At 73.0% G+C, this 23,261-nt stretch carries 24 protein-coding genes and 1 pseudogene; 20 read left to right on the top strand and 5 right to left on the bottom strand.

Translation table 11 applies throughout. The features are described from left to right. The first annotated feature begins 20 nt into the window (after nucleotides 1-20). A complete protein-coding gene (locus ACFWHU_RS06065; protein WP_387224124.1) occupies nucleotides 21-689 on the top strand; it encodes a hypothetical protein in 669 nt (222 codons plus the stop codon). Nucleotides 690-719: 30 nt separating this feature from the next. Here the strand turns inward: ACFWHU_RS06065 and ybaK are convergent, their stop codons facing one another. The 4 genes from ybaK to ACFWHU_RS06045 all read right to left on the bottom strand — a co-directional run bounded on the left by ybaK (nucleotide 720) and on the right by ACFWHU_RS06045 (nucleotide 4,772). Next, entirely contained in the window at nucleotides 720-1,220 is a 501-nt protein-coding gene (gene ybaK, locus ACFWHU_RS06060) for a Cys-tRNA(Pro) deacylase (RefSeq protein WP_387224123.1), read from the bottom strand. Between the two features lie 52 nt (nucleotides 1,221-1,272). Beyond that, nucleotides 1,273-2,013 carry an LON peptidase substrate-binding domain-containing protein gene (locus ACFWHU_RS06055; protein ID WP_385801836.1) on the bottom strand — a complete coding sequence of 247 codons (741 nt, stop codon included), beginning with the start codon at nucleotides 2,011-2,013 and terminating at the stop codon, nucleotides 1,273-1,275. Nucleotides 2,014-2,018: 5 nt separating this feature from the next. After that, nucleotides 2,019-3,035: a hypothetical protein gene (locus ACFWHU_RS06050; RefSeq protein WP_387224122.1), complete on the bottom strand. Its 1,017-nt coding sequence runs from the start codon at nucleotides 3,033-3,035 to the stop codon at nucleotides 2,019-2,021. Nucleotides 3,036-3,161: 126 nt separating this feature from the next. Beyond that, the gene (locus ACFWHU_RS06045; RefSeq protein ID WP_385801840.1) at nucleotides 3,162-4,772 is read right to left on the bottom strand and encodes an oxidoreductase; all 1,611 of its coding nucleotides are present in this window, start codon (nucleotides 4,770-4,772) and stop codon (nucleotides 3,162-3,164) included. Between the two features lie 278 nt (nucleotides 4,773-5,050). Here ACFWHU_RS06045 and hisD point away from each other — a divergent pair, with 278 nt between their 5' ends. The 14 genes from hisD to ACFWHU_RS05975 all read left to right on the top strand — a co-directional run bounded on the left by hisD (nucleotide 5,051) and on the right by ACFWHU_RS05975 (nucleotide 18,793). Beyond that, nucleotides 5,051-6,412, top strand: a complete 1,362-nt coding sequence (gene hisD / locus ACFWHU_RS06040) for a histidinol dehydrogenase (protein ID WP_387224121.1) — start codon at nucleotides 5,051-5,053, stop codon at nucleotides 6,410-6,412. Then, a complete protein-coding gene (locus tag ACFWHU_RS06035; RefSeq protein ID WP_387224120.1) occupies nucleotides 6,409-7,518 on the top strand; it encodes a histidinol-phosphate transaminase in 1,110 nt (369 codons plus the stop codon). The genes hisD and ACFWHU_RS06035 overlap by 4 nt, the downstream gene beginning before the upstream one ends. Further along, a complete protein-coding gene (gene hisB, locus ACFWHU_RS06030) occupies nucleotides 7,515-8,108 on the top strand; it encodes an imidazoleglycerol-phosphate dehydratase HisB (protein ID WP_363245887.1) in 594 nt (197 codons plus the stop codon). The genes ACFWHU_RS06035 and hisB overlap by 4 nt, the downstream gene beginning before the upstream one ends. 4 nt (nucleotides 8,109-8,112) lie before the next feature. Beyond that, nucleotides 8,113-8,280 (top strand): hypothetical protein, encoded by a 168-nt coding sequence (locus ACFWHU_RS06025; RefSeq protein WP_187279964.1) that lies wholly within the window; start codon nucleotides 8,113-8,115, stop codon nucleotides 8,278-8,280. Then, a complete protein-coding gene (gene hisH, locus ACFWHU_RS06020) occupies nucleotides 8,277-8,912 on the top strand; it encodes an imidazole glycerol phosphate synthase subunit HisH (protein WP_385801846.1) in 636 nt (211 codons plus the stop codon). The genes ACFWHU_RS06025 and hisH overlap by 4 nt, the downstream gene beginning before the upstream one ends. Further along, a complete protein-coding gene (priA, locus tag ACFWHU_RS06015) occupies nucleotides 8,912-9,664 on the top strand; it encodes a bifunctional 1-(5-phosphoribosyl)-5-((5-phosphoribosylamino)methylideneamino)imidazole-4-carboxamide isomerase/phosphoribosylanthranilate isomerase PriA (RefSeq protein WP_385801848.1) in 753 nt (250 codons plus the stop codon). The genes hisH and priA overlap by 1 nt, the downstream gene beginning before the upstream one ends. Beyond that, nucleotides 9,661-10,149 carry a RidA family protein gene (locus ACFWHU_RS06010; protein WP_387224119.1) on the top strand — a complete coding sequence of 163 codons (489 nt, stop codon included), beginning with the start codon at nucleotides 9,661-9,663 and terminating at the stop codon, nucleotides 10,147-10,149. Before priA ends, ACFWHU_RS06010 begins: the two co-directional genes overlap by 4 nt. After that, nucleotides 10,146-10,901 (top strand): imidazole glycerol phosphate synthase subunit HisF, encoded by a 756-nt coding sequence (gene hisF / locus ACFWHU_RS06005; RefSeq protein WP_387224118.1) that lies wholly within the window; start codon nucleotides 10,146-10,148, stop codon nucleotides 10,899-10,901. Before ACFWHU_RS06010 ends, hisF begins: the two co-directional genes overlap by 4 nt. A 301-nt stretch (nucleotides 10,902-11,202) precedes the next feature. Continuing rightward, complete coding sequence (locus ACFWHU_RS06000; RefSeq protein WP_387224457.1) at nucleotides 11,203-12,108, top strand: alpha/beta hydrolase family protein; 906 nt, start codon at nucleotides 11,203-11,205, stop codon at nucleotides 12,106-12,108. Nucleotides 12,109-12,268: 160 nt separating this feature from the next. Continuing rightward, a complete protein-coding gene (locus tag ACFWHU_RS05995; protein WP_387224117.1) occupies nucleotides 12,269-15,046 on the top strand; it encodes a LuxR C-terminal-related transcriptional regulator in 2,778 nt (925 codons plus the stop codon). Between the two features lie 116 nt (nucleotides 15,047-15,162). Further along, complete coding sequence (locus ACFWHU_RS05990; protein ID WP_387224116.1) at nucleotides 15,163-16,509, top strand: PucR family transcriptional regulator; 1,347 nt, start codon at nucleotides 15,163-15,165, stop codon at nucleotides 16,507-16,509. Nucleotides 16,510-16,636: 127 nt separating this feature from the next. Next, entirely contained in the window at nucleotides 16,637-17,227 is a 591-nt protein-coding gene (locus ACFWHU_RS05985) for an ArsR/SmtB family transcription factor (RefSeq protein ID WP_385801858.1), read from the top strand. 51 nt (nucleotides 17,228-17,278) lie between these two features. After that, complete coding sequence (locus tag ACFWHU_RS05980) at nucleotides 17,279-17,473, top strand: hypothetical protein (protein WP_385801859.1); 195 nt, start codon at nucleotides 17,279-17,281, stop codon at nucleotides 17,471-17,473. Between the two features lie 18 nt (nucleotides 17,474-17,491). Then, the gene (locus ACFWHU_RS05975; RefSeq protein WP_387224115.1) at nucleotides 17,492-18,793 is read left to right on the top strand and encodes an MFS transporter; all 1,302 of its coding nucleotides are present in this window, start codon (nucleotides 17,492-17,494) and stop codon (nucleotides 18,791-18,793) included. A gap of 22 nt (nucleotides 18,794-18,815) precedes the next feature. On the opposite strand, the gene ACFWHU_RS05970 is transcribed toward ACFWHU_RS05975, so the two are convergent. Continuing rightward, on the bottom strand, nucleotides 18,816-19,448 hold the full coding sequence (locus tag ACFWHU_RS05970) for a TIGR03085 family metal-binding protein (RefSeq protein ID WP_387224114.1): 633 nt from the start codon (nucleotides 19,446-19,448) through the stop codon (nucleotides 18,816-18,818). An 83-nt stretch (nucleotides 19,449-19,531) separates the two neighbouring features. Here ACFWHU_RS05970 and hisI point away from each other — a divergent pair, with 83 nt between their 5' ends. The 5 genes and pseudogenes from hisI to ACFWHU_RS05945 all read left to right on the top strand — a co-directional run bounded on the left by hisI (nucleotide 19,532) and on the right by ACFWHU_RS05945 (nucleotide 23,229). Then, entirely contained in the window at nucleotides 19,532-19,933 is a 402-nt protein-coding gene (gene hisI, locus ACFWHU_RS05965; RefSeq protein ID WP_387224113.1) for a phosphoribosyl-AMP cyclohydrolase, read from the top strand. Nucleotides 19,934-19,944: 11 nt separating this feature from the next. Beyond that, nucleotides 19,945-21,471 carry an anthranilate synthase component I gene (locus tag ACFWHU_RS05960; RefSeq protein ID WP_385801867.1) on the top strand — a complete coding sequence of 509 codons (1,527 nt, stop codon included), beginning with the start codon at nucleotides 19,945-19,947 and terminating at the stop codon, nucleotides 21,469-21,471. Beyond that, nucleotides 21,471-22,154, top strand: a complete 684-nt coding sequence (locus ACFWHU_RS05955) for a TIGR02234 family membrane protein (protein WP_387224112.1) — start codon at nucleotides 21,471-21,473, stop codon at nucleotides 22,152-22,154. Before ACFWHU_RS05960 ends, ACFWHU_RS05955 begins: the two co-directional genes overlap by 1 nt. A 123-nt stretch (nucleotides 22,155-22,277) precedes the next feature. Further along, nucleotides 22,278-22,517, top strand: a pseudogene (locus ACFWHU_RS05950) (HGxxPAAW family protein); the annotation flags it as partial. A 274-nt stretch (nucleotides 22,518-22,791) separates the two neighbouring features. Then, on the top strand, nucleotides 22,792-23,229 hold the full coding sequence (locus ACFWHU_RS05945; protein ID WP_385801914.1) for a DUF2752 domain-containing protein: 438 nt from the start codon (nucleotides 22,792-22,794) through the stop codon (nucleotides 23,227-23,229). Nucleotides 23,230-23,261 lie beyond the last annotated feature (32 nt).

Below are 23,261 nucleotides of genomic sequence, written 5' to 3'. Positions count from 1 at the left end.
CGGCCTGGCACGATGGCGGGGTGACAGCACCCCTGACGCCGCCCCACCAGCCGCCGAACCACGACCCCTGGCAGAAACCGCAGGGAGCGGGATCGACCGCGGCCCACGCCGTCCAGGCGGCGGACGGGACCGACACCAGGACCGAGGTGAAGCAGGCGGCCGTCGTGACGGTCGCCGTGGCCCTCTCCGGTGTCCTGCTCGGACTGCTCTGGCTCTGGCTGTCTCCCCGGGTGCCGCTCATCGCCGGTGACTCGGCCGTGTTCCTGAAGGACACGGAGGGCGAGGAGGCGATCGGCGCCGACGGCACGTTCGTGCTGCTGGCCCTGGGATTCGGCGCGCTCAGTGCCGCCCTGGTCTTCTTGTTCCGCCGGCGCGGCGGTGTCCCGCTGGTCGTGGGGCTGGCGCTGGGCGGGCTGCTCGCGTCGGGGCTGGCCTGGCTGCTCGGATGGGGGCTGGGCCCGGACGACGTGGTGACACAGGCGCGCGCCGTGGGGCAGGGCGCGACGTTCGACGCCCCGCTGGAGCTGAACGCGCGCGGCTCGCTGCTGGCGTGGCCGGTGGCGGCGATGCTCGTGCACCTGGCGCTGACGGCGCTGTTCGGGCCGCGCGATCCGGAGCCCGAGTGGGTGCCGTTCGGGGCGCCGTACCTTCCCGCCGACCGGCAGGACGGGCCCGGCGAGGGGCACTGACGGGGCGGGACCGCCCCGGAGCGTTTGGTGTCAGGCCCGCGCGATCGGGGCCAGCGTCGCCGACGTCAGCGCGGCCAGGTCCGACGGGGACAGCTCCACCTCCAGGCCGCGGCGGCCCGCCGAGACACAGACCGTCGGGTGGGCCCGCGCCGAGGAGTCGAGCACCGTACGGAGCCGCTTGCGCTGCCCCAGCGGCGAGATGCCGCCGCGTACGTAGCCCGTGGTGCGCTCCGCCGCCGCCGGGTCCGCCATCGTCGCCCGCTTGCCGCCCACGGCGGCGGCCAGCGCCTTCAGGTCCAGCGAGCCGGACACCGGGACGACCGCCACGGTCAGTTCACCGTCGACGTCGGCGACCAGCGTCTTGAACACCCGGTCCGCCGACACCCCCAGCGCCTCCGCCGCCTCCTCGCCGTACGAGGGCGCCGCCGGGTCGTGCTCGTACGCGTGCAGGGTGAACGCGGCCTTCGCCGCCGTCAGCGCGACCGTGGCCGGTGTGCCGCCCGCGGCCTTCTTCGCCTGCTTCTTCGCCAAGGGATGTGTTCCTCGCGTGGGTCGAGTGGCCGTAAGAGGGTGCGGACAGGACCTAGTTGGGGCTGGTGGGCTTCAGCGTGAGGTCCACGGCCGGCAGTGACGGCAGATGCCGGATGACCGCCGTCTCGGCCCGCAGGAGCTTCAGCTCCTCCCGCAGGCGCGTCACGGTGTCCGGTGCCTCCAGCAGCCCCTGCTTCGCCGAGGTGTCCAGGACGGCCGCCGCGGCCACCAGGTACGAGACCACGGACGGTTCGTCGGGCAGGTTGTCGCTGGTCGACAGCGACCGCTCACGCGCGCCCGCCAGCCGTTTCTGGTAGCCGCGGAAGGCGCGCAGGACGACCTCGGCGAGTGTTCCGGCGCCCTCGCCCGAGTCCTCCGCCAGATCCTCGACCTCGGCGGTCAGATAGGGCCCGCCGGTGTCGACGGAGAGCAGCCGGACCCGGCTGGTGCCGGTGGCCAGGACCTCGAAGCTGCCGTCCGGGCGTTCGCGGACGGTGGTCGCGTCGGCGACGCAGCCCACCGGGTGGAAGGCCTTGAGGGGTTCGGAGCCGAAGCCCGCCGAAGGCCCGCGTTCCCGCAGGGCCGTGGGGTCGGGCATCCCGGAGGCGGTCGGCGCGACTTCGTGCCCGTCGCGGATGGCGACCACGACGAAGCGTCGCGGTTCGGACTCGTCGGTCTTGAGCAGCTCGCGCATCATGGCGCGATACCGCTCCTCGAAGATGTTCAGGGGCATCACGAGGCCCGGGAACAGCACCGCGTTCAGCGGGAAGAGAGGGAGATGTGCGGTGGTCACAACGCTCAAGCGTAATGGCCGCGGGGACGCCCTCCGTCTGTCCGGTTCCACAAGGGCATCCCGGAGGCCACCTGGAGGCGTACGCCGTCGCGTGTTTCCAGGAACTGACCGAGCGGATCGTCGGTCAGCGACGTCCACGGGAACGACGTCGCGTACGGGCCGATCAGCCGGAACTGTTCCAGCGCCTCGTCCCATCGATGCCGTCCCACCAGCACGTACGCCAGCAGATTCCGTACCTCCGCCGGCCACGGGTCGCCCACCACGTACACGGAGGAGAGCCTGATCGCCTCGTCGCACGCCGCGTCGATCCGGTCGGTGGTCACGGATGTGAGATCGCCGCTCAGCATCCGGCTGAAGGCGGCCCGCATCGGAAGTGCTTTCACGAGCGACCCCGGCAGCGCGTCCTCGGCGGCCCGCTCGGCGAAGTCGAAGCACTCCAGGTGCGAGCCGTGCCACTGGGCCGAGAGGTACTGGAGGGCCGCGACATGACAGCCGTAGTGGTGCGAGGAGCGGCGTACCGCCTCGCCCCACAGCGTCTCGAAGGCCTGGTGGCCCGCGTGCGTGCCGCGCGCGTGGTCGAGGGCTATCCGCCACGGCACCGGGTCGCGGGGGTCTCCCTCGGCCGCCGAGCCGATCAGCGGGCCCATCTCACGGAGCAGCTCGGCGCGGGCGGGGGACTCCCAGGCCCTGCGCACCCCCAGCTCGGCCTTGACGACCAGCGCGTCCGGGTCGTTCGGGGACGCGGCGAGCCAGCGGCCGAGCCATTCGTCGCGGTTGTGGGCGAAGGCGGCGAGCCGCATCACATAGCGGTCGCGGTTCTCCCACTCGGCTGATTCGCGTGTGGTCGCCAGCAGCTTCGCCGCGTGCTCGTACTCGCCGAGCGCGGCGGTGACGAGCGCGGGGGCGAGCCGGTCGTCGGGGGCGTCGAGCAGTACCGCATCGTCCGGCGGGAGCCCGTCGGCGAGCCGCGGGGTGTGCCGGAGCATGCGCGCGGTGCTGATCAGGGCGCGAATCAATGACATGGTGCGGCCCATTGAAAACCGCAGGTCGCAGGGGCGCCAGAGGGCATATGTGAAGCTTTTGTGGTGGGTGAAAGGTTGTCTCCGGGTGGGTCAAGGGACGGTAAAGAAAGCGGGTCGGACGTGGTGTCAGCCGCGACGCAGGAGGCGTGAGGCACCTGCTGCGACAGTTGTGGCCAGGATCCAGCCGAGCAGCACCATCGCGGCCGCCAGCCACTGCCAGCCGCCCTCCGTCCGCCAGTGCCCGTCCTGGCCGAGATTGATCACCGGCACCAGCAGATCCAGCACATACAGAGCCGGATTCCACGCCGGGTGTTCCTCGCCCTTGAGCGGCTCCGGCGCGTGCCGTGCGAAGGCGAACGTGCCCCCCGCCCACAGCATGGCCATCCACAGCGCGGCCCGGCCCGGCCGGTAGCCGTACGCCACCGTCCAGTCCTGGATGTAGCCCCACGTCTTCGCCGCCAGCGGCAGCGTCTCGCGCCGCCTGCGCTGCTTGGCCAGCAGCACCTCGCGGGCGTCGGCGTCCTCGCCGCTGTTGCGCATCACCTGCGCCAGGCGTTCGTACGGCTCCGGCGAGTACTCCGGCGTCGCCGAGTCCAGCCACTCCAGCCGCCGGTTGAGCGGGAAATGGCCGGACGGCACCACGTTCTCGTAGGAGAAGCCGCCCATGGCCAGACCGCCGGGGCCCGGCCAGCTCGTGGACAGATCCATCAGCGTGGTGATCTTCGCGCCGTTCAGCACGACCCGGCCCTCCAGGGGCCTCTCGCACTGGAAGCGCAGCTCCGTCGCGGTGATCCGGCGCAGCGACACCTCCTCGCCCGCCGCCATCAGGAAACGGGCCTGGTGGAAGTCGATCGTGTCGCCGAACCGTCCGTCGTCCAGACGGACCCCGCCGTAGCACTCGAAGCGCCGGACCTCGGTGCCCGGCGGCAGCCGCACGGTGTTGCCCGTGTAGACCGTGCCGTACGGCGGCGTGGAGTTGGCGTGGCCCGTCGCGATGCTCACGACGGCGCCCGTCATGTAGAGCGAGCGCTCCACCGTGAGCTGCGGCGCGTTGAGCGCGCGGCGCTCGCCCGCCGCGCGCAGCCGGCTGCCGCGCAGCATCAGTGAGCCGCCGACCTTCGAGCCGCGCAGACTGAACTCCCCGTGCGTCTCTATCTGTTCGGCCTGGAGGTCCTGGCCCACCGACATCCCGTCGGCGGCGATCGACCGGCTGTTGCTGTCGGGCCGCACGGATATCTGGCTGATCAGCAGGTCCGTGCCGATCTGCGCGTCGGTCAGCCGGATACCGCGGGCCACCTGGCAGCGCGGCAGATGCAGATCGCCCTCCGTGCGCAGCCGGGCGGCCTCCAGGCGCGGGAACACACAGCCCACCAGCCGCAGCGTCGTGAAGTGGCACTCCGGCAGCACCAGCTCGCGCTCGAAGCGGCAGTACGTCAGCTCCACATACGGATCGACATTGCCGCCCGCCAGATCCAGCGACCCGCTGATGTAGGCCCCGCGCAGCTTGAGGGCGGCGACCCGCCCCGGTCGCGCGGACGGCCCGCTGAGCAGCAGCAGCGCGATCACCCGGGCGCGCACACTGCGGTGCTCGCCCCAAGGACCGGCCGCGGCCGGGTCGTTGAGCAGCGGACTCGGCACGCTCAGGTCGTAGGTGCTGCCGTTGCGGAAGGCCTGCCACATGCCGAGTTCTGTGGCGGAGAGCCAGTCCGGAGCTTCGTCGTCGTGCGGCTCGGACACTGCCGCGCCTCGCTTCCCCGTTTGCCGTGCCGTGCTGCGCGCCGCACCTCGATGGGTGCTGTGCCGCGTGCTCTGTCGCCGTCTCTGTCCCCGTGTGACTCCCGAGCAGCCGTCGCCGGGCGGGACTGCTGTTGTGGGGCCGTACGAATGTTCTTCCCTCTGAGTGACCGAATGAACGCCAATCGTCAACGTTAGTAGCCGTGAGTGACATTCACGGCTCATATCAGCCAGTGATACGGGCGACCGGCGGTCTGATGAGGTCTGCGAGAATTGACCGCGTGATCTCACGAATCGATCTGCGCGGCGACGCCCTCCCCGAGGGCGGCGCGCTGCGCGGCCTGCTGCCCCGTGCCGAGTTCGACGTGGAAGCCGCCCTCGCGAAGGTGCGGCCCATCTGCGAGGACGTACGCCATCGTGGCACGGCGGCGCTGATCGAGTACGCGCGGAAGTTCGACGGCGTGACGCTGGAGCGGGTACGGGTCCCCGCCGAAGCCCTCACCCGCGCTCTGGAGGACCTGGATCCCGCCGTACGCGCCGCGCTCGACGAGTCCGTCAGGCGGGCCCGAATCGTCCACCGCGCCCAGCGACGGGCGGAGCACACCACACAGGTCGTGCCCGGCGGGAAGGTAACCGAGAAGTGGGTGCCGGTCGGCCGCGTCGGTCTGTACGCGCCGGGTGGACGCTCCGTGTACCCGTCCTCCGTGATCATGAACGTGGTCCCCGCGCAGGAAGCGGGCGTCGGCTCGATCGCGCTCGCCTCACCTCCCCAGGAGGAGTTCGGCGGCCTGCCGCACCCGACGATCCTGGCCGCCTGCGCGCTGCTCGGCGTCGACGAGGTGTACGCCGTCGGCGGCGCCCAGGCCGTCGCGATGTTCGCCTACGGCACGACCGGGCCCGACGGCTGCCCGCCCGCCGACATGGTCACGGGCCCCGGCAACATCTGGGTCGCCGCCGCCAAGCGCTACTTCGCGGGCCGCATCGGCATCGACACCGAGGCGGGCCCCACCGAGATCGCCGTCCTCGCCGACGCCACCGCCGACCCGGCGCACGTCGCCGCCGACCTGATCAGCCAGGCCGAGCACGACCCGCTCGCCGCCGCCGTCCTCGTCACCGACTCCACCGACCTCGCGGACGCCGTCGAGAAGGAACTGGTGCCGCAGACCGCGGCCACCAAGCACGTCGAGGACCGCATCGCACCCGCCCTGGCGGGCAAGCAGTCCGCGATCGTGCTGGTCGACGGCATCGAGGAAGGACTGCGGGTCGTCGACGCGTACGGGGCGGAGCACCTGGAGGTGCAGACCGCCGACGCCGCCGCCGTCGCCGCCCGGGTCCGCAACGCGGGCGCGATCTTCGTGGGGCCGTACGCGCCCGTCTCGCTCGGCGACTACTGCGCCGGCTCCAACCACGTCCTGCCGACCGGCGGGTGCGCCTGCCACTCCTCGGGACTGTCCGTCCAGTCGTTCCTGCGCGGCATCCACATCGTCGACTACACGCGCGACGCGCTCGCCGACGTCGCCCACCACGTCGTCACGCTCGCCGAGGCCGAGGACCTGCCCGCGCACGGCGCGGCGGTCAAGGCACGTTTCGGCTGGAAACTGCCGTCCGTGCCGCAGTCCTCGGGGGAGGTGCCCGGCGAATGACGGACATCGACGACCTGCCCGTACGTGACGAGCTGCGCGGAAAATCCCCCTACGGGGCGCCCCAGTTGGACGTCCCCGTCCACCTCAACACCAACGAGAACCCGTACCCGCTGCCCGAACCGCTCGTCGAGCGGATCACCGAACGGGTCCGGGAGGCCGCGCGCGGGCTCAACCGCTACCCCGACCGGGACGCGGTCGAGCTGCGCACCGAACTGGCCGCCTATCTGCGCCGCACCGCCGGGGACCTCCCGCTGACCGCCGCCAACGTCTGGGCGGCCAACGGCTCCAACGAGGTCATCCAGCAACTGCTCCAGACCTTCGGCGGCCCCGGCCGCACCGCGATCGGCTTCGAGCCCTCGTACTCGATGCACCACCTCATCGCGCGCGGCACCAGCACCGGCTGGGTCTCCGGCCCCCGCAACGAGGACTTCACCATCGACGTGGCCGCCGCCGAGCGCGCCGTCGCCGAGCACCGCCCCGACGTCGTCTTCGTCACCACCCCCAACAACCCCACCGGCAGCGCGGTCGACGCCGCGACCGTCCTGCGGCTGTACGACGCGGCGCAGGCCGCCCGCCCTTCGCTGGTCGTCGTGGACGAGGCGTACGTCGAGTTCAGCCACCACCCCTCGCTGCTGCCACTGCTCGCGGGTCGGCCGAACCTCGTCGTGTCCCGCACGATGTCCAAGGCCTTCGGCGCCGCCGGACTGCGGCTCGGCTATCTCGCCGCCGACCCCGCCGTGGTCGACGCCGTACAGCTGGTGCGCCTGCCGTACCACCTCTCCGCCGTCACCCAGGCCACCGCGCTCGCCGCGCTGGAGCACACCGATACGCTGCTCGGATATGTCGAACAGCTCAAGAAGGAGCGGGACCGGCTGGTCACCGAGCTGCGGGCGATGGGCTTCGACGTCACCGACTCGGACGCCAACTTCGTCCAGTTCGGCCGCTTCGAGGACGCGCACCGGGCCTGGCGGACGATCCTCGACCAGGGCGTGCTGGTACGCGACAACGGCGTCCCGGGCCGGCTGCGGGTCACGGCGGGCACCCCGTCCGAGAACGACGCGTTCCTCGACGCGGTACGTAAATTGACGAAGGAGCAGAGCGCATGAGCCGTATCGGCCGCGTGGAACGAACGACCAAGGAGACCTCGGTCGTTGTCGAGCTCGACCTCGACGGCACGGGCAAGGTGGAGGTGTCGACGGGCGTCGGCTTCTACGACCACATGCTCGACCAGCTCGGCAGGCACGGCCTCTTCGACCTCACGGTCAAGACCGAGGGCGATCTGCACATCGACTCGCACCACACCATCGAGGACACCGCCCTCGCCCTCGGCGCCGCCTTCAAGCAGGCGCTCGGCGACAAGGTCGGCATCTACCGCTTCGGCAACTGCACCGTCCCGCTGGACGAATCGCTCGCCCAGGTCACCGTGGACCTCTCCGGCCGCCCCTACCTGGTGCACACCGAGCCCGAGAACATGGCGCCGATGATCGGCGCCTACGACACGACGATGACCCGGCACATCCTGGAGTCGTTCGTCGCCCAGGCACAGATCGCGCTGCACGTGCACGTCCCGTACGGACGCAACGCGCACCACATCGTGGAGTGCCAGTTCAAGGCCCTCGCCCGCGCCCTGCGGTACGCGAGCGAGCGCGACCCGCGCGCCGTCGGCATCCTCCCGTCCACGAAGGGCGCCCTGTAAGCCCATGACCGGCCTCAACACCATCCTCATCGTCCTCGGCCTGTTCCTGGCCGGCGGCGTCTACTCCTTCGCCAAACAGAAGCAGCCCACGGGCGTCATCGTCCTGCTCGCCATCTGTTCCGCGCTCTGCCTGCTCGCCGGCATCCTCCGTATCCAGGGGCTCTGGGAATGACCAAGAACGTCGTCGTCCTCGACTACGGCTTCGGCAACGTCCGTTCGGCCGAGCGTGCCGTCGCCCGTGCCGGGGCGGAGGTCGAGATCACCCGTGACTTCGACAAGGCGATGAACGCCGACGGGCTCATCGTGCCCGGCGTCGGCGCCTTCTCCGCCTGTATGGAAGGGCTCCGCGCGGCACGCGGCGACTGGATCGTCGGCCGCAGGCTGGCGGGCGGCCGCCCCGTGCTCGGCATCTGTGTCGGCATGCAGATCCTCTTCGAGCGCGGCATCGAGCACGGCGTGGAGACCGAAGGGCTCGACGAGTGGCCCGGCACCGTCGGCCCCCTCGTCGCGCCGACCGTCCCCCACATGGGGTGGAACACCGTCGAGGCGCCCGAGGACAGCCGGCTCTTCGCCGGGCTCGACCCCGGTGAGCGCTACTACTTCGTGCACTCCTACGCCGTCCACGACTGGACCCTCGAAGTCACCAACCCCAAGATCCGCGCCCCGAAGGTCACCTGGTCCCGGCACGGCGAGCCGTTCGTGGCCGCCGTGGAGAACGGTGCACTGTGGGCCACGCAGTTCCACCCCGAGAAGTCCGGCGACGCCGGAGCCCAGCTGCTGTCCAACTGGATCGGAACCTTCTGATGTCCGGCACACCCACCCCGTCCTCTGTACGGAGGCTCGAACTCCTCCCCGCCGTCGACGTGCGCGACGGCCAGGCCGTACGGCTCGTCCACGGCGAGTCGGGCTCCGAGACCGGTTACGGCTCACCGCTCGAAGCCGCACTCTCCTGGCAGCGCGCGGGCGCCGAGTGGCTGCATCTCGTGGACCTCGACGCCGCGTTCGGCACCGGCGACAACAGGGACCTCGTCGCCGGGATCACCGAGGCGATGGACATCAATGTCGAGCTGTCCGGCGGTATCCGCGACGACGCCTCGCTCACCGCGGCCCTCGCCACCGGCTGCACCCGCGTGAACCTCGGTACGGCGGCGCTGGAGACCCCCGAGTGGGCGGCCGAGGCCATCGCCGAGTACGGCGACAGGATCGCCATCGGTCTCGACGTACGCGGCACGACGCTGCGCGGGCGCGGCTGGACCAGCGAAGGCGGCGACCTCTACAAGACGCTGGAGCGCTTCGACGCGGCGGGCTGCGCCCGGTACGTCGTCACCGACATCGCCAAGGACGGCACCCTCCAGGGGCCCAACCTGGACCTGCTCAAGAGCGTGTGCGCGGCCACCGACCGGCCGGTCGTCGCCTCCGGCGGCGTCTCCTCGCTCGCCGACCTGCGCGCGATCGCCTCGCTGGTGCCCGACGGTGTCGAGGGCGCGATCATCGGCAAGGCCCTGTACGCGAAGGCGTTCACCCTGGAAGAGGCCCTCACGGAGGTGTCTCGATGAGCGAGAGCCCGTCCGGCACGAACACGTCAGGCAACGCATCCGGCACGAACGCATCCGACACGATCGCATCCGGCGCGGACACGTCCGGCGTACGGCGGATCTCCTCGGACGGTCCTTGGGAGGACGCCTTCGGCTACTCCCGGGCGGTCCAACTCCCCGGCGGCCTCGTCCTCGTCTCCGGCTGCACCTCCGTGGTGGACGGGCGGATCGCGGAGGGCGGCCCGTACGAACAGGCCGTCACCGCCTTCGGCGTCGGCATCAAGGCGCTGGGCGACCTCGGCCTCGGCGCGGAGCACGTGGTGCGCACCCGGATGTATCTCACGCACGCCGGGGACGCCGACGACGTCGGGCGCGCCCACAAGGAGCTGTTCGGCGCCGTACGGCCGGCCGCGTCGATGATCGTCGTCGCCGGTTTCATCGACCCGAGCCTGGTGGTCGAAATCGAGCTGGAAGCCTTCCGCGCGCCCTCCGGAGGCCCGGCATGACCCTCGCCGTCCGAGTCATCCCCTGCCTCGACGTGGACAACGGCCGGGTCGTCAAAGGCGTCAACTTCCAGAATCTGCGCGACGCCGGTGACCCCGTCGAGATGGCCAGGCTGTACGACGCCGAGGGCGCTGACGAGCTGACCTTCCTGGACATCACCGCCTCGTCGGGTGACCGCGAGACCACGTACGACGTGGTGCGCCGCACCGCCGAGCAGGTCTTCATCCCGCTCACGGTCGGCGGCGGGGTCCGCACCCCCGAGGACGTCGACAAACTGCTGCGGGCGGGCGCCGACAAGGTCGGCGTCAACACGGCCGCCATCGAACGCCCCGACCTCATCCGGGAGATCGCCGAACGCTTCGGCCGCCAGGTGCTCGTCCTGTCGGTCGACGCACGGCGTACGCCGGAGGGCACCTTCGAGGTCACCACACACGGCGGGCGCCGGGGCACGGGCATCGACGCCGTGGAGTGGGCGCACCGCGCGGCCGAACTCGGCGCCGGTGAGATCCTGCTCAACTCGATGGACGCGGACGGCACGAAGGACGGCTACGACACGGAGATGATCGCGGCCGTACGCGCGCACGTCACCGTTCCCGTCATCGCCTCCGGCGGCGCCGGCGGCCTCGCGGACTTCCCGCCCGCGGTCGACGCGGGCGCGGACGCCGTACTCGCCGCCTCCGTCTTCCACTTCGGCGATCTGCGGATCTCCCAGGTCAAGAAGGCGCTGCGGGACGCGGGACACGCGGTGCGCTGAACCGGCCGCTTCTGAGCGTATGTAAGAACAGCGCTGCCCCGGAACGATTCGTTCCGGGGCAGTTCGCGGTCAACACCGGCGAACTCGCCGATGCGCGAGGGGGGTTGGCGGCGCGAGGGTGGTTTCCGTCAGCCAGTACGGCGGTCGCCATCCGGCGGGGCCCGTGGCCCAGGACGACGGGCCCGGTCCTCCCGCGAGGGCGCCCGCCCCCACCGAGAGGACCCCCCTCGTGCAGCAACTCTCCACCGGCGACAGCTCGGCGGGCCGCAGCCGCGATCGTCTCTCGTCCCGTACCCGCTCCGTGTCCCGCTCCCGGTCCCGCGTGTGGAGTGTCGCGCTGACCGCCGGAGCCGCGACCGCCGCCCTGTTCGGCGGGCTCGTCCCCGGCGCCCAGGCGGCCGGCGGCGCACCCGAGGCAGCCGCGGCCAACCCGTACGAGCGCGGCCCCGCCCCGACCGTGTCCAGCATCGAGGCGGCACGCGGCTCGTACGCCGTCTCGCAGACCAGCGTCTCCTCGGTCGGTGTCAGCGGCTTCGGCGGCGGCACCATCTACTACCCGACGTCCACGGCGGACGGCACCTTCGGCGCGGTGGCGGTCGCCCCCGGCTTCACCGCCACACAGTCCAGCATGGCGTGGCTCGGCCCCAGACTCGCCTCGCAGGGCTTCGTCGTCTTCACCATCGACACCAACACGACCCTCGACCAGCCGGACAGCCGGGGCCGTCAACTCCTCGCCGCGCTCGACTACTTGACGCAGCGCAGCACGGTCCGCAGCCGGATCGACGCGGCCCGGCTCGGCGTCATGGGCCACTCGATGGGCGGCGGCGGCACGCTGGAGGCCGCCAAGAGCCGTACCTCGCTGAAGGCGGCGATACCGCTGACCGGCTGGAACACCGACAAGTCCTGGCCCGAGCTGCGGACACCGACCCTGGTCGTCGGGGCCGACGGCGACACGGTCGCACCCGTGGCCACGCACTCCGAACCGTTCTACGAGTCGCTGCCCGGCTCGCTCGACAAGGCGTATCTGGAGCTCAACGGCGCCACCCACTTCACGCCCAACTCGTCCAACACGACGATCGCGAAGTACAGCATCTCGTGGCTGAAGCGCTTCATCGACGACGACACCCGCTTCGAGCAGTTCCTGTGCCCGCTGCCCCGGCCGAGCCTCACCATCGAGGAGTACCGGGGGAGCTGCCCGCTCGGCTGACCCCGCTCTCCGCCCCTGTACGTGACGCCGGCCCCCGTACTGTGCCCGTGCACAGTGCGGGGGCCCGCCCGCTGGGTCGCCGCCCAGCCCCGGCCGTCCGTGACAAGGCCCCTGGACGCGAGCCTTCCGGGCTTGTTTACGCGGCAGTAACGTGCCGGACGTGACCCCATCCACGACCGTTCGCAGTCCGCTCCGGCTGTACGGCCGCAGCGGTGAACTCACCATCCTGGAAACGCTGCTGACCCGGCTGAGCGCGGGCCGGGGCGGCACCCTCGTCCTGACCGGGGCGCCGGGTCTCGGCCGCACCGCGCTCCTGCGCCACGCCCTCGACACGCACGCTCCCGGCACAGGAAGCCCCGGCGCTCCGGTCCTGCTGCACGCGACCGCCGCCCCCGCCGAACGCCTGCTGCCCTACAGCGGCTTGCACACCCTCCTGTGCTCGGCACCCGGACCGCTGCCCCCGCCCGTCGCCGGCATCCCACGCCCCGACACCGCCCCCACCGCGCTGCTCGACCTCCTGACGACCCTCGGCGCCCTCCACCCCCTGCTGGTCTGTGTCGACGACGCGCACGCCTGGGACGCCGGGTCGCGAGCCGCACTCGTCTTCGCGATCCGCAGGCTGACCCCCGCCCGCGGGGTCGCCGTACTGCTCACAGCCGTCGAACAGCACGCCGGGGAACGGGACTTCACCGCGCTCCCTTCGCTGCGCCTCGGCCCCCTCGACCGGTCCGCTTCCCGCGCGCTGCTCGACGGGCTGACCGGAGGCCGGGCCGATCCCGGCGTACGGGAGGAACTGCTGCGCGAGGCGGCGGGCAACCCCCGGCTGCTCACCGCGCTCACCGCCCGCCTCACCGAGGACCAACTGGCCGGCCGGGGCGCCCTGCCGCAGCCCCTGAGCGGCGGCGAGAGCCTGCTCGACGCCTACGCCGCGCACATCGACGGGCTGCCCGACGACACCCGCCTCCTGCTGCTGTTCGCGGCGGCGGCCGAGGAGCACGAGCCCGAGGGAACCGGCGCGGACGCCGCCGTCCTGCTGCGCGCCGGTCAACTCGCCGGCGTCGACCCCGGACTGCTGAGCCCGGCCGAGACGCTGGGCGCGATACGGATCGGCGCCGGGCGCGTCCACTTCACCCAGCCGCTGCTCCGCCGGGCCCTGCTGCGGCGCGCCCCGCTCGCCCGCCGCCGCGCCGTGCACCGCCTCCTGGCCACGGTGCTCGACGGACCGCACCGGACACTGCCGAGACTCCTCCAGCGGGCCTGCGCTGCCACCGGACACGATCCGGCGCTCGCCGAGGCCCTGGCACGCGCGGCCGGACCGCCCCGCCCGCACGCCGACCGCGCGGCGGCCCTCACCCGCGCCGCCGCGCTCTCCACCGACGAGGCCCTGCGGGGCGAGCGGTTCGCCGCCGCCGCCGAGCACGCCTGGCTGGCCGGAGACCCGGGACGCGCCCGCGCGCTGCTGACCCGCGTGCGCTCCGTCCCCGCCCCCGGCCGCGCCCACTACGTACGCGGGCTGATCGCCCTGCGCGACGGACCGGCCGCCGACGCGGGGGAGGCCCTGCTCACCGCCGCCGAACTGCTCGCGCCGCATGACGAGGGGCGCGCCGTCGGCGCCCTGCTCGGCGCGGCGGAGGCGGCCTGGCTCACCGGCGACGTGCCCGGCTACCTGAACGCCATGAACCGGATCGGGGGGCGCGACCGGGCACCGGGCCGGAGTCACGATCCGGCGCTCGCTCCGGCGCTCGACGACTTCCGCGCGGGCATGTGCGCCGTACTCGACGGCCGTACGGACGACGGGCGGGCCCTGCTGCGCGGCTGCCTCGACGCCGGCGACCGCACCGGTGACCCCGCCGTTCTGCTGCGCTCGGGCATCGCCGCCCTCGTCCTCGGCGAGGTCGACGCCGCATGCCGGGCCGGCGCGCGGGCGCTGGCCGCCGTACGCGCCCACGGCCCCGAGGCGCTGCTGCCGCAGGCCCTGGAGCACCTCGCGTACGGCGAACTGCGGGCGGGCCGCCACGCGCGGGCCCGCGTCCACGCGTACGAGGGACTGCGCGCCGCCGACCGGCTGGGGCAGCGCAACGCCGCCGCCGCGCTGCACGCCGTACTCGCCATGGCCGCCTCGGTGGAAGGCGACGGCGCCGCCTGTACGGAGCACGCCGCGTCGGCGGCGGCCGACGCCGGGCCGCACGGTCTCGGGCAGGCAGCCACCCTCGCCACCTGGGCGGTTGCCCGCGCGGATCTGGCGGCGGGGCGGCACACACGGGCGGCCGCACGGCTCGCCCCACTGGTGCTCACCGGCCCCCGGCGCGGCCACTTCGCGGCGCTGATGCTCGCCGTGCCGTGCTTCGTGGAGGCGGCGGTCCTGGCGGGCCGGGGCGAGGAGGCGCGCGCCGTGGTCGACGAGTTCACGGCGTGGACGGCGTGGACGGCCGACCCGCAGGCACCGGCGCAACTGGCCCGCAGTCACGCGCTGCTGGCCCCCGCGGGGGAGGCCGCCGACCGGTACGAGGAGGCGCTCGCCCACCACGCACGGTCGAGCGGCGACTTCGAACGCGCCCGTACGGAGCTGCTGTACGGCCAGTGGCTGCGCAGACAGCGCCGGACCCGCGAGGCGCGTGACCCGCTGCGGGACGCGCTGGTCGCGTTCGAGCGGTGCGGCGCGCGGGTCTGGGCCGAGCGCGCCGCCGGTGAACTCCGGGCCGCGGGGGAGTCGGTGGCCGGCTCGGGCCCGGTGGATCTGCTGACGGCCCAACAGCGGCGCGTCGCCCGGTGCGTGGCCGAAGGCGCGACCAACCGGGAGGTTGCGGTGCGGCTCTCGGTGAGCCCGCGAACGGTCGACCACCATCTGCGCAACGTCTTCGCCGTGCTGGGGGTGCGTTCACGGACGGAGTTGGCGCGATTGCTCGACCGTGACGAGGAGAATGCGGCAAACCCCTAGGTACCGACCGGGCGGTATGTCATTCTGCGGGCGTCAGGAAGATCCGGCGCGGGGTCCGGGGCCGCACCCGCCGTACCCGCCGCGCCGGAGCGAGCCGACTCCCGGTGGAGGCCGCCATGCCGCATGTCATCCGCTCGCGGGTCAGGGCGCCGCACGCGTCGCCCGTCACGTCCCCGGTCACGTCGCCCGTCATGTCCTCCGCCGCGAACCGGCCCGCCCGCTCCCTGGCGGACGCCGAGGCCGTCGCCGTACTGCACCGCGCCGCGCAGGCACTGATGGACGACCTCGCCGGACTGACGCACCGGCTGGTCGCGACGCTGCGCGAGAAGGAGCCGGCCTACCGCGCGGCGATCGAGGCCGACCCCGCCGAGATCTGGCAGGAGGCGAACCGCTCGCTGCGCCTCAGCGTCGGCTCCCTGATCCGGCCCCGGGAATCACGCGAGGCCGCCTGCCGCATGTCGTGGCGGATCGGCGAGCGCCGGGCCGAACAGGGCCTGCCGCTCGACGCGTTGCTGCACGCGTTCCGGCTCGGCGGGGCGATGGTGTGGCAGGGCCTCGTGGACGAGACGACCCGGCGCCACCCGGAGGACATCCGGCTGCTGGTCCATGTCGCCGCCGATGTCTGGAGCTTCGTGGACGAGCACTGCGGTCTCGTCGCCGACGCCTACCGGGCCACCGAGCGCCGGCTCGCCTGGCGCCGTGAGAACCAGCAGCGGCTGACGGTCGCGGCGCTCCTCGACGGCACCGCGCGCATCGCCGACATCCCCGACGCCGCGACGATGCTGGGGCTGCCGGAGGAGGGGCGTTACGTCGTGGTGGCCGCCTCCGGCGCCGGTGTCGCGGGTGTCGCGGGCCCCGTGGTGGGTCTGCCGCCGGGCACGCGCGCGCTGCGGCACCTCTCGCCCGACTCCGAACAGGTCGTCGTCCTGCTGGCCGACGACCGCGCCCCGGAGGCGGTGAACGAGGCGCCGTACGGGGGGACCTGCCGCGCCGACGGGGAACTGGCCGCGCTCGCGGCGGAGTTGACCGTACCTCCGGGCGTGCGCGTCGGCGTCGGCTCGGCCGTCACGGGACTCGCCGCCCTCGGCGAGGCGCGCGGGCTCGCCGAGACCGCGCTCCGGGCCTGTCCGCGGGACGGCGGCGTCGTCCTGCTGGACGAACACCTGCCGGCCGCGCTGGTCGTCTCCTCGTCCCGGCTGGGCGCGGCCCTCGCCGAGCGGGTGCTCGGGCCGCTGGACCGGCTCGACCCGGCCGACCGCGATCTCCTGGTCGACACGCTCAGGACCTGGCTGGAGGCGGACGGTTCGGCGCAGCGCGCCGGCACCCGGCTCTACTGCCATCGCAACACCGTCCTCAACCGGCTGCGCCGCTTCGAGCAGCTGACCGGCCGTTCGCTGGCGCGGCCCTCCGACGTGGTCGAGATCTCCCTCGCGCTGGCGGCCAGGCGGCTGCTCGACATCTGACGGCGGCCCGTCACAGCCGCCGCCCCCGTCTGCCGTCCCCGTTCACCGTCCGCCACCCGGAAACTCCGCAGGATTTATTGCACAACTAATATTGCGCAACTTTTCTTTTGTATCTACGGTGGTGGGTATGGCAGCCAAGGACCCCCGCAGAATCGACGACCTGGACACCCTCAAGGCGTTCGGTCACCCCTTGCGGATGAAGCTCTACCGCGCGCTGTACATCTCCCGTACGGCCACCGCGTCGCAGCTCGCGGAGCAGGTCGACGAGGCCGTCTCGCTCGTCAGCTACCACCTGCGCAAGCTGGCCGACCACGGGCTGATCGAGGAAGCGCCGACGCAGGGCAGGGACGGGCGCGAACGGTGGTGGCAGACGGCGTCCGAAGGGCTGACCTTCCGTGACGAGGACTTCCGCGACGCGCCCGAGAAGGTCGCCACGCACGCCGCCATCGGCCGGCTGTCGTTCGAGCAGCGCGGGGAGCTGTACCGCGCCTACCTGGACAGCCACTCCGCCTGGTCGCCGCAGTGGCGCAGCGCCGCCTTCAGCAGCGAGTTCCTCGGTCCGTTCACGCCCGCCGAACTGGCGCGGCTGAGCGAGGAGATGCACGAGCTGATCAAGCGCCACACGGACGCGGCGCGGGCCGAACAGGACGCCGGAGACACCGAGGGGCGCGAGAACGTCGCGCTGCACGTCTACGGATTCCCGTTCCGGCAGCAGTGAGCCCGGTACGTCCGCGCCGCCACGTCCCGCCCGCCGAGAGGAGCCACCCTCATGCACACCGACATACATCTGCGGCTGCACGCCCTGCGCGCGGCCGACCTCCGTACGGAGGCGGCCCGGTTCCGCCTGTCCCACGCGGCGGCTCAGCCCTCCGGCGGCCTGCGCGGCAGGCTGGGCTGGTTCCTGGTCGGCCTGGGCCTGCGCCTCGTGCACCGCCCGCCCGTACGTGTCGCGCGTATCGCCTGACGGAAGGCCCACGCCCCCATGAGCGAGACGGTCATACCCCGGACCACCCAACCCGTGCCCGTACCCGCGCCGTTGTCGAAGCCCGAGCGGCCCGCCCACCGTGACGCGAACGTCCTGCGCTGGCTCGCGGCCTACACCATGTCGATGGTCGGCGACAGCGTGTACTACATGGCGCTGGCCTGGGCCGCCGCCCGCTCCGGCAGCCCCACCCAGGCCGGCGTCGTGCTGGCCGTCGGCGCCGTGCCACGCGCCCTCCTGATGCTCGGCGGGGGAGTGCTCGCGGACCGGTGGGGCCCGCGCAGGGTCGTCATCGGCAGCGACGCCGCGCGCTGCGTGGTGATCCTCGCCATCGCCGCGGTCCTGCTCTTCACCGCCCCCGGCCTCTGGCTGCTGATCGCCGTCGCTCTGGTCTTCGGCGTCGTGGACGCCCTCTTCCTGCCCGCCGTCGGCGCTCTGCCGCCCCGGATCACCACGCCCGGCCAGCTCGCCAGGGTGCAGGGACTGCGCGGCCTGGCGGCGCGCGTGGCCAACGTGACCGGGGGACCGCTCGGCGGGCTCCTCGTCGCGTTCGGCGGGTCCGCGGCGGCGTTCGCCGTGGCGGGCGGCCTCTTCGCCGTATCGCTGGTCCTGCTCATCTCCGTACGGATGGCGCCCCCGCCCGCTCGCGGCGCCACGGAGGCCGACAGCGAACCGGCACCCGCGACGGCGACTCCCTGGCGCGAACTCACCGACGGACTGCGCTACATCCGACGCCACCGCGTCCTGGGCCCGCTGATGCTCGTCATCGCGCTCAGTGAGCTGGGCTTCGTCGGCCCGCTCAACCTCGGCCTCGTCCTGCTCGCCCGCGAACGGGGCTGGGGCGCCGGCGGCATGGGCTGGATCGTCGCCGCCTTCGGTGTCGGCGCCGCCGCCGCCTCCCTGCTCCTGGCGGTACGCGGACGCCTGCCCCGCGCGGGCCTCGTCCTGTGCCTCTCGGTCGTCGCCGGCTCACTCGCCATCGCGGCCGTCGCCTTCGTACCCACCGTCGCGCTCGCCGCCGTGGCGGGCCTCCTCGTCGGGCTGCTGGCCGGCCTCGGCGGCGGGCTCTGCGGGGCGCTGACGCAGACGGTCACCGAACCCGGGTACCTCGGTCGGGTGACATCGGTGGCCACCCTCTTCACCCTCGGCATCGCACCGCTCAGCTACCCGGTGACCGGCGCCGCCGTCGGACTCTGGGGCACCGGCCCGGTCTTCGTGGTCAGCGCCGCCGTCTGCGCGGCGGGCGGCGCGCTGGGCCTGACCTTCGCCACCCTGCGCCGCGCCGAACTGCCCGGCGCCTGAGCGGGATCGGGCCGAACAGGCGCTACATCCCGAGCTTCGACCGCTGCACCTTGTCGACCGCTTCCTTGTCGCCCTCCACCTCCACGCGGGCCGCTTCCTGCCGGCCGAGGACGAACAGCAGCAGCTCACCCGGCTCCCCGGTGACCGTCACCACCGGCGAGCCCCGGTGCGCCACCGCCGTCTGGCCGTCCGGACGCCGCAGCACCAGACCGGCAGGCGACCTGCGGCCCATCATGCGGGCGCCCTTCTCGAGCCGCGCCCACAGGGCGTTCGAGAAGACCTTGTCCAGCTCGCGGGGCGTCCAGTCGGGCTGTGCCCGCCGTACGTCCTCGGCGTGGACGTAGAACTCGACGGTGTTCGCCGCCTCGTCGAGCTGCTTGATCCCGAAGGGCGACATCCGGGGCGGTCCCGTACGGATGAGCTGGATCAGCTCCTCGTACGGCTTCGCCACGTACTCACCCTGCACCCGCTCCAGCCGGTTCCTGAGCGGGCCGAGAAGCTGTCCCCCCGCCGCGTCCGGGCGTCGCTCGCGCACCACCACGTGCGCCGCGAGATCGCGGGCGTTCCAGCCTTCGCACAAGGTGGTGGCGTCGGGTCCCGCCGCCTCCAACAGGTCGGCGAGCAGAAGTCGTTCACGCTTTGCATGGGTCGACATGACGGCAAGCGTACGACCGACGCGCACGGTCCGCCCAGTGGACGTCCCGCCGGCGGAAGGTACGAGCGCGGCACAATGGCCCCATGACCAGCACGACCGAGGGCTCAGTCCCCACCAGTGGCCTCGACCCCGCAATCGCCGCCCGGCTCAAGCGCGGCGCCGACGGGCTGATCCCGGCCGTCGCCCAGCAGTACGACACCGGTGAGGTGCTGATGCTGGGCTGGATGGACGACGAGGCCCTGCACCGCACCCTGACCACCGGACGCGGCACCTACTGGTCCCGCAGCCGCCGCGAATACTGGGTCAAGGGCGACACCTCCGGCCATGTGCAGCACGTGAAGTCCGTCGCGCTCGACTGCGACGCCGACACGGTCCTCCTCAAGGTCGACCAGGTGCGCGCCGCCTGTCACACGGGCGACCGGACCTGCTTCGACGCGGACGTCATCCTGCCGACGACGACAGCCACCGGCCCCGCCGACCACTAAGCTCACCGGCCATGGATCTCGACACCTTCCGCAAGCTGGCGGTCGACCGCCGTGTCATCCCGGTCGGCCGCAGGCTCCTCGCGGACGGCGACACCCCGGTCGGTCTCTACCGCAAGCTCGCCGCCGAACGCCCGGGGACCTTCCTCCTCGAATCCGCCGAGAACGGCCGCTCCTGGTCGCGCTACTCCTTCATCGGCGTACGGTCCGCCGCCACCCTCACCGAGCGCGACGGACGCACCCACTGGCTCGGCACCCCGCCCGTCGGCGTCCCCGTCGACGGCGACCCGCTGGCCGCCCTGCGCGCCACCGTGGAGACCCTCCACACGCCGCGCACCCTCCACGACCACGAGGCCGACATGCCGCCCTTCACCGGCGGCATGGTCGGCTACCTCGGCTTCGACGTCGTCCGCCGGCTGGAGAAGAAGATCGGCGACCACGCGCGCGACGATCTCCACCTGCCCGAGCTGACGATGCTGCTCACCTCCGACCTCGCCGTCCTGGACCACCGCTCCGGCACCGTCCTGCTCATCGCCAACGCGATCAACCACAACGACCTCGACACGGGCGTCGACGAGGCGTACGCGGACGCCGTCGCCCGCCTCGACGCCATGGAGCGGGACCTGACACGCCCCGTGGACACCGTCCCCACCGCACTGCCGCCGTCCGAGCTGCCGCCGTACACCGCCCTGTGGGGCGGCGTGGCCTACCAGGAGGCCGTCGAGGACATCAAGGAGCGCATCAGGGCGGGCGAGGCCTTCCAGGTCGTGCCCTCGCAGCGCTTCGAGACCCCCTGCGAGGCGAGCGCGCTCGACGTCTACCGGGTGCTGCGGGCCACCAACCCGAGCCCGTACATGTACCTCTTCCGCTTCGACGGCTTCGACGTCGTCGGCTCCAGCCCCGAGGCGCTGGTCAAGGTCGAGGACGGGCACGCGATGGTCCACCCCATCGCAGGTACCCGCCCGCGCGGCGAGACGCCGCAGGACGACCAGGCCCTCGCCGACGAACTGCTCGCCGACCCCAAGGAGCGCGCCGAGCACCTGATGCTGGTCGACCTCGGCCGCAACGACCTCGGGCGGGTCTGCGAGCCCGGCAGCGTCGAGGTCGTCGACTTCATGTCCGTCGAGCGCTACTCGCACGTCATGCACATCGTCTCGACCGTCACCGGCCGGGTCGCCGAAGGCCGTACCGCCTTCGACGTGCTGACCGCCTGCTTCCCCGCCGGCACGCTCTCCGGCGCCCCGAAGCCCCGCGCCCTCCAGATCATCGACGAACTGGAACCCTCGCGGCGCGGTCTGTACGGAGGCTGCGTCGGCTATCTCGACTTCGCCGGTGACTCCGACACCGCCATCGCCATCCGTACGGCCCTGCTCCGGAACGGCACCGCCTACGTCCAGGCGGGCGCCGGTGTCGTCGCCGACTCCGACCCCGTCGCCGAGGACACGGAGTGCCGCAACAAGGCCGCCGCGGTGCTGCGCGCCGTGCACACCGCGAACCGGCTGGGAGGCCCGACCGAACCGGCCGGCACCGGTAGGGGATAGTGGGTGGGGTGACTGCCGTACCCATTCCCCAGCCCCGCGCCGCGACCTCGGCCGACGCCACGAGAAGGCGTGCCGGCCGAAGTCTCGGCATCGCACTCCTCCTCGGCGCGGTCGGCGCCGCCGTGGTGCTGATCGCCTCCGGCCAGACCTGGGCCGAGGGCAGCGCCACCGTGGCCGGCGGCACCGTGTCGCTCGACGCCGGAGGCCGTGACGTCACCGGCGTCCCGGCCGCGCTCGCCGTCGTCGGCCTGGCCGCCCTCGTCGCCGTCTTCGCCGTCCGTACCGGCGGCCGGCTGCTGGTCTCCGCGCTGCTCACCCTCAGCGGCGCGGGTGCCACCGTCGCCGCGCTCGTCGGCGCGACCGACAGTGCCGCGCTCGACGACGAGGCCGCGCGCACGACCGGTGACACCGCCGCGACCGTCGCCGCCCTCACCCACACCGCCTGGCCCTACGTGACGGCGGCCGGCGGTGTACTGATCCTGCTCGCCGGGCTCCTGGCCCTGAGGTACGGATCACACTGGCCCACCATGTCGGGCCGCTACGAACGCGACGGCACCCCGCGCGCCGCCCGCGTCCGCGAACCGGCGGCCAGCCCCGCCAAGGCATCCGGGCCCGCCACGGACCCCGACCGGCCCGAGGACATCTGGAAGGCCCTCGACCGGGGCGAGGACCCGACCCGCTAGCGGGTGCCGCGCATCCCGACCCCCTCGACGGGCAACGCCGACGGGTGCGGGACAATGAACCGTGAGCGTTCGGCTCACCCAGCGCGCGACCACCGCGGCACATCAGCAACGAGGAGCGAATTCATGGCGGGCAGCAGCCACGGACACACCCCGGCCGCCTGGACCGGTGTCACCATCTCTGTCATCGGCTTCTGCATCGCAGGCGTCTTCATGGTGGCGGCCGATCCCCTCGGCTTCGTCGGCGGCCTCGCGGTCGTCCTCCTCGGCGGCATCGTCGGCCTCGCCATGAGGGCCGCGGGCCTCGGCGCGGCCAAGGAGTCCGAAGCCGCCAAGCAGGCCCGTGTGGAGGCCGCACGGGCGTCCCTGGACCGCGCGGAGCGCGAGGCCGTCGAGCGTGGCGAGGGCCACCCGACCGGTCAGCCGCACGCCGCCCAGGCGAAGCCCGAGCCGGCGCAGCAGACCGCGTAACGCCGTCTTCGCGTACGTACCCACGCACCGCGAGCAGGAAGGCGCGGCCCGGCATCCCGGGCCGCGCCTTCGTGCGTTCCGCGGGACACGCGGGGCGCGGGCGACGCGCGCGCCCGGGGGCGGGCTGCGCTTTCGCGCCCCCACGGGGGACAATCACCGGGTGGACGCCATGCCTGCACCCGCCGCGCCGCCCCCGGCCCCCGCTCCGGCGACCCGCGCCCGGCGGCTCCTCGCCCCGCTGGCCACGCTCACCGGCGTCGTCGCCGCCTTCACCTACGTCGGCCTGGTCGACCCCAACGAGAGTGGCCACTACCCCGTCTGTCCGCTGCTCAGCATGACCGGCCTCTACTGCCCCGGCTGCGGCGGCCTGCGCAGCGCCCACGCCGTCGCGCACGGTGACTTCGCCGCCGCCCTCGGTGCCAACGCGCTCGCGGTCGTCGGCTACGCGGTCTTCGCCGTGGTGTGGCTGGTGTGGCTGATTCACGTCGCTCGCGGAACGCGGCTCCGCGTCTCGGTGCCACCCTTCCTGGGATGGGCCGTCGGAGCGGTGATCCTGGTCTTCACAGTGGTACGGAACGCACCTTTCGGCTCGTCGTTCGCCCCGTGAAGTCCCAGGTGATGGGATGCTCGACCAGCGGA

The organism is Streptomyces sp. NPDC060366, assembly GCF_042725135.1.
In the GTDB taxonomy this organism is placed as follows: Bacteria; Actinomycetota; Actinomycetes; order Streptomycetales; family Streptomycetaceae; genus Streptomyces.
Note: the sequence above shows the minus strand (reverse complement) of the source record. Positions and strands in the feature narration are given on the sequence as shown.

Bases quoted from the DNA above. Each gene is read 5' to 3' on its own strand.
- ACFWHU_RS06050 (WP_387224122.1), bottom strand. From the start codon at position 3,035: ATGTCATTGATTCGCGCCCTGATCAGCACCGCGCGCATGCTCCGGCAC.
- ACFWHU_RS06035 (WP_387224120.1), top strand. From the start codon at position 6,409: ATGACGGACATCGACGACCTGCCCGTACGTGACGAGCTGCGCGGAAAA.
- hisB (WP_363245887.1), top strand. From the start codon at position 7,515: ATGAGCCGTATCGGCCGCGTGGAACGAACGACCAAGGAGACCTCGGTC.
- ACFWHU_RS06025 (WP_187279964.1), top strand. From the start codon at position 8,113: ATGACCGGCCTCAACACCATCCTCATCGTCCTCGGCCTGTTCCTGGCC.
- hisH (WP_385801846.1), top strand. From the start codon at position 8,277: ATGACCAAGAACGTCGTCGTCCTCGACTACGGCTTCGGCAACGTCCGT.
- priA (WP_385801848.1), top strand. From the start codon at position 8,912: ATGTCCGGCACACCCACCCCGTCCTCTGTACGGAGGCTCGAACTCCTC.
- ACFWHU_RS06010 (WP_387224119.1), top strand. From the start codon at position 9,661: ATGAGCGAGAGCCCGTCCGGCACGAACACGTCAGGCAACGCATCCGGC.
- hisF (WP_387224118.1), top strand. From the start codon at position 10,146: ATGACCCTCGCCGTCCGAGTCATCCCCTGCCTCGACGTGGACAACGGC.
- ACFWHU_RS05990 (WP_387224116.1), top strand. From the start codon at position 15,163: ATGCCGCATGTCATCCGCTCGCGGGTCAGGGCGCCGCACGCGTCGCCC.
- ACFWHU_RS05985 (WP_385801858.1), top strand. From the start codon at position 16,637: ATGGCAGCCAAGGACCCCCGCAGAATCGACGACCTGGACACCCTCAAG.
- ACFWHU_RS05980 (WP_385801859.1), top strand. From the start codon at position 17,279: ATGCACACCGACATACATCTGCGGCTGCACGCCCTGCGCGCGGCCGAC.
- ACFWHU_RS05975 (WP_387224115.1), top strand. From the start codon at position 17,492: ATGAGCGAGACGGTCATACCCCGGACCACCCAACCCGTGCCCGTACCC.
- ACFWHU_RS05970 (WP_387224114.1), bottom strand. From the start codon at position 19,448: ATGTCGACCCATGCAAAGCGTGAACGACTTCTGCTCGCCGACCTGTTG.
- hisI (WP_387224113.1), top strand. From the start codon at position 19,532: ATGACCAGCACGACCGAGGGCTCAGTCCCCACCAGTGGCCTCGACCCC.
- ACFWHU_RS05960 (WP_385801867.1), top strand. From the start codon at position 19,945: ATGGATCTCGACACCTTCCGCAAGCTGGCGGTCGACCGCCGTGTCATC.
- ACFWHU_RS05945 (WP_385801914.1), top strand. From the start codon at position 22,792: ATGCCTGCACCCGCCGCGCCGCCCCCGGCCCCCGCTCCGGCGACCCGC.